Annotated in this window: 5 protein-coding genes; 3 read left to right on the top strand and 2 right to left on the bottom strand. The window is 46.0% G+C overall.

The window, feature by feature from the left end:
- Window positions 1-218: 218 nt before the first annotated feature.
- Together O3C43_24900 and pdxH are read left to right on the top strand one after the other, a co-directional pair.
- Window positions 219-719, top strand: coding sequence for a cupin domain-containing protein (locus O3C43_24900; protein ID MDA1069729.1), 501 nt, complete (start codon window positions 219-221; stop codon window positions 717-719).
- Window positions 706-1,353, top strand: a complete 648-nt coding sequence (gene pdxH / locus O3C43_24895) for a pyridoxamine 5'-phosphate oxidase (GenBank protein MDA1069728.1) — start codon at window positions 706-708, stop codon at window positions 1,351-1,353. Before O3C43_24900 ends, pdxH begins: the two co-directional genes overlap by 14 nt.
- A gap of 95 nt (window positions 1,354-1,448) precedes the next feature.
- Here the strand turns inward: pdxH and O3C43_24890 are convergent, their stop codons facing one another.
- Window positions 1,449-3,164, bottom strand: a complete 1,716-nt coding sequence (locus O3C43_24890) for a cation acetate symporter (protein MDA1069727.1) — start codon at window positions 3,162-3,164, stop codon at window positions 1,449-1,451.
- A gap of 22 nt (window positions 3,165-3,186) precedes the next feature.
- Window positions 3,187-3,492: a DUF4212 domain-containing protein gene (locus O3C43_24885; GenBank protein ID MDA1069726.1), complete on the bottom strand. Its 306-nt coding sequence runs from the start codon at window positions 3,490-3,492 to the stop codon at window positions 3,187-3,189.
- A 117-nt stretch (window positions 3,493-3,609) separates the two neighbouring features.
- On the opposite strand from O3C43_24885, the gene O3C43_24880 reads away from it, so the two are divergent.
- Complete coding sequence (locus O3C43_24880) at window positions 3,610-4,155, top strand: NUDIX hydrolase (protein MDA1069725.1); 546 nt, start codon at window positions 3,610-3,612, stop codon at window positions 4,153-4,155.
- The last annotated feature ends 89 nt before the right edge of the window (window positions 4,156-4,244 follow it).

Below are 4,244 nucleotides of genomic sequence, written 5' to 3'. Positions count from 1 at the left end.
CCTCATTGTTCTCATTTTATGCATTGTTTAGCACAACATGTCTCCCATTTTTCGGGGCAGGCTCAAAGTCGGCTTTACATTAACAAAGGTTCCTGAACCCAGCACCTACGGCCTAATCGGGGCCGGAGCACTTGTTCTTCTTATCGCAGCACGCAAATTTAAGAAAGTAGCTTAAACCAAAGTTTGACCCAATTTTTGAGGGCATCAGGATTATCCGAATGCCCTCCTCATGTACTGAGTTGATCAAATACCTGGATCTCGAACCGCTTCCGCTGGAAGGCGGGTACTTTAAACGCAGCTACCAATCAACTCAATCAATCGATCTGGGGAAAGGATATGAGCAACCCCTAGGGACGGGCATTTATTTTCTACTGACCCAGGATTCATTCTCCGCTTTGCACAGGCTCATTGAAGATGAAGTTTATCATTTTTACCTCGGAGACCCCATTGAGTTATTCGAGCTATCGCCAACATTTGATTTGAAACGAACCCCAATGGGCCGGGATCTGGCCGCCGGACAACTGCTCCAATACCCAGTCCTGAAAAACAGTTGGCATGGCTCGCGTCTTATCGAAGGAGGTGAATGGGCTCTATTGGGAACTACCATGGCGCCAGGATTCGTTTGGGAAGATTTTGAGCTGGGAAATCGAGAACAACTTCTTTCAACATATCCTAAACACAAACAACTCATTTTAGAACTTACTCGTGCACAACCTTGATATTAGCAATCTGAGAAAAGAATACAGCCAGAAGGGAATCACACGCGATGAAATGCTCGGAAATCCTTTCAAACAATTCGAGATTTGGTTTCAGCAAGCGTTTGATGCAAAACTGGTGGAACCCAATGCCATGAGCCTCAGCACAGTGTCGCCGGAAGGTCAGCCATCCATTCGAACGGTGCTTCTCAAGGAGTACGATGAAAGCGGTTTTGTATTTTATACAAACTACGAAAGCACCAAAGCTCGACAGATAAAAGAGAACCCGCAAGTAGCCTTACTCTTTCCCTGGCTCGCACTGGAACGTCAGCTGATCATTCACGGTAGAGCTGAAAAGGTTTCCACAGCCCTCTCGCTGAAGTACTTTTTATCGAGACCACGAGGGAGCCAGCTTGGCGCTTGGGTATCCCAGCAAAGTGGTGCGATATCTTCGCGTTCGATCCTGGAAGGTAAATTGCAAAAAATCAAAGATAAATTCGGCAACGGCGAAATTCCCCTTCCTGGTTTCTGGGGAGGATTTCGGGTTGTCCCACACAAGGTGGAGTTCTGGCAGGGAAGAGCCAATCGTCTGCACGATCGTTTAAGTTACGACTTGAATGAAACCGGTGATTGGATGATCTCAAGAAAGTCGCCTTGAAGTCCATTTTTTGATACTACAAAGAATTTGTAGGCACACCGAAGAAACACACACAGCAAGGGGCCGTCCGCAAGGGCGGCCTTCTTTTTGCTCCCCTACTCCGCTTTGGGGATCCGGATCTCGTCGATCATGTTTAACACTTTTTCGGGTGGGCCAGGAAAGAAGCGGCACACCACAACGGAAACCGCAAAATTGAGAATCATTCCGAGAGTTCCAATTCCTTCTGGCGAGATGCCAAACCACCAATTGTCCGGCGTATTCGAAGTGGGATTAACAAATTTAAAGTAGATAATATACGATGCGGTGAACACGATGCCTACGATCATTCCAGCAATAGCACCCTCTTTGTTCATTCGTTTTGAAAAAATTCCTAACAGCAAAACGGGGAAAAACGAAGAAGCCGCGAGACCAAATGCAAATGCAACTACTTCCCCTACAAATCCGGGCGGGTTCACGCCAAAATAGCCGGCTATGACTATTGCGACTGCGGCGGCTACTCGCGCTACAGTGAGTTCCTGCTTCTCAGACATTCCGGGAGCCAACATCTTCTTCATCAAATCATGAGAAATTGAAGATGATATAACTAACAACAAACCTGCGGCCGTAGAAAGCGCAGCAGCGAGACCACCAGCTGCCACCAGAGCAATCACCCAGTTCGGCAAATTTGCGATCTCTGGATTCGCAAGAACAATGATATCCTTATCAACTGTTAGTTCATTTCCCTGCCAGCCTCGAGTCATTGCCACGGCATTAAAGGATTCATTTTTGTCGTTGTAATACTGGATCACTCCATCCCCATTTTTATCTTCAAATGAAATAAGTCCGGTATTTTCCCACGTTTTGAACCAGCCTGGAACTTCGGAATAAGTAGCATTCGTGACGGTCTGTAAAATGTTGGTTCGTGCGAACGCCGCAATCGCAGGCGCAGTGAGATATAATATTGAAATAAACAAGAGTGCCCAAAACGCGGATACACGTGCATCGGCCACTTTCGGGACGGTAAAGAAACGAATAATCACATGAGGAAGACCGGCTGTTCCCAGCATAAGTGCTGCAGTAAAAAAGAATACGTCAATGGTACTTCTTGACCCATCGGTATAGGTAGCAAAGCCGAGATCGGTACTTAGCCCATCCAACTTATCCAATAAAAATACACCCGGCTCCCCTGCAACCTCCGCACCAAATCCAATTTGAGGAATCACATGCCCGGTCATGGCAATTCCTATAAAGATTGCAGGCACCAAATAAGCAAAAATCAATACACAGTATTGTGCGACCTGAGTGTAGGTTATTCCCTTCATCCCGCCGAGAACTGCGTACGTGAATACGATTAGCATTCCGGCAAATACTCCATAAAAAATATCCCATTCGAACACCCGTGCGAAGACAATGCCAACACCGCGCATTTGACCTGCGATATAGGTGAACGAAACAAATACGGCACATATCAACGCCACAGACCTGGCTACCTTTGAGTAGTAACGCTCACCGACAAAATCAGGGACAGTAAACTGTCCAAACTTCCGCAAATAGGGAGCCAATAATAAGGCAAGTAGCACATAGCCACCTGTCCAGCCCATCAAATAAATCGACCCATCCCTTCCCATGGTAGAAATCAATCCCGCCATGGAAATAAAGGAAGCAGCGGACATCCAGTCAGCCGCAGTTGCAGCACCATTGAGAATGGGATGCACGGACCCTCCCGCCACATAAAATCCTTTGGTGGAAGCTACCCGAGTCCAAATGGCTATTCCAACGTAGAGACCAAAGCTGAGAAAAATAAAAAGGAATGTCCAAAAAGATAATGTCATGACCAGTGGTTAACTATGTTTCTTAAATTTCGAATTCTACTTGTTCGACATCTTCCTCTTCGACTCCGAAGGATTTGTCTACGCGGTTCATTTTCCAAGCGTAGAACAAAATAATAAGCAGAAAAACGATGATCGAGCCCTGTTGAGCGATCCAAAACCCAAGCGGAAACCCCATAATCTTAAACTGGTCCAACCAATCAACGGCGATGATCCCCAAGCCAAATGAAACAATAAACCAAATGGAGATAAGATACAGTAGTATTTTGATGTTGGCCCGCCAATAAGTGGCGTGGCCTGAATCACCAGAGGAGTCAGTCTGATTGGTCATGAAATGTAGGGTAGTAAACGATGATCGAGGGTTTTCCTTTTCCTTATGCCTGACCACCCCGGTTTAACAACGAAAAAAGTTGGCAGAATCTGAAGCCGTTAGTCCACTAAACAAGTTATGCATCGAAACCCGCTTAAAGAATTACTTCGGCAATATCGCGATTGCTCACCCTCAAATGAGGTTGCGAAGGCGTTTACGGAATTCGTGAACACACATGCCAATTGTTTTGAACGATCACAGGAGGAGGGTCATGTAACGGCTTCTGCTTGGATCGTGGATCCTAAACAAAAACAAGTCCTGTTGATTCACCACAAAAAGCTGGGCCTCTGGCTACAGCCAGGAGGTCACTGTGATGGAGATCCTAACGTCGTGCGCGTAGCGAAAAAAGAAGTTCGAGAAGAAACAGGTCTTAAGGATTTTAGAATATTTTCGGAGGAGATTTTTGACTTGGATATTCATAAGATCCCCCAGTGGAAGACCGTTCCTGCCCATTATCATTATGATGTCCGTTTCCTCATCTACGCCAACAGTCAGCAACCCATAGCAATGAGTGGTGAATCGAACGCCCTCAGATGGTTCGATTTTTCAGGGATAAGCGAGATGACACCCGACGCTTCCGTAATTCGAATGGCGGGAAAAGTCCGTTTAAAGCTCAGGGACTAGTTTTCATGCAACTTCAAATGGTCACGGTATAATTATTTAGAGCGTATAATGCGTATGGTTACAGGGATTGATAAATAAACTTGCCCTCG

It is taken from the genome of Verrucomicrobiota bacterium (genome assembly GCA_027622555.1).
Taxonomy (GTDB): domain Bacteria; phylum Verrucomicrobiota; class Verrucomicrobiia; order Opitutales; family UBA2995; genus UBA2995.
Note: the sequence above shows the minus strand (reverse complement) of the source record. Positions and strands in the feature narration are given on the sequence as shown.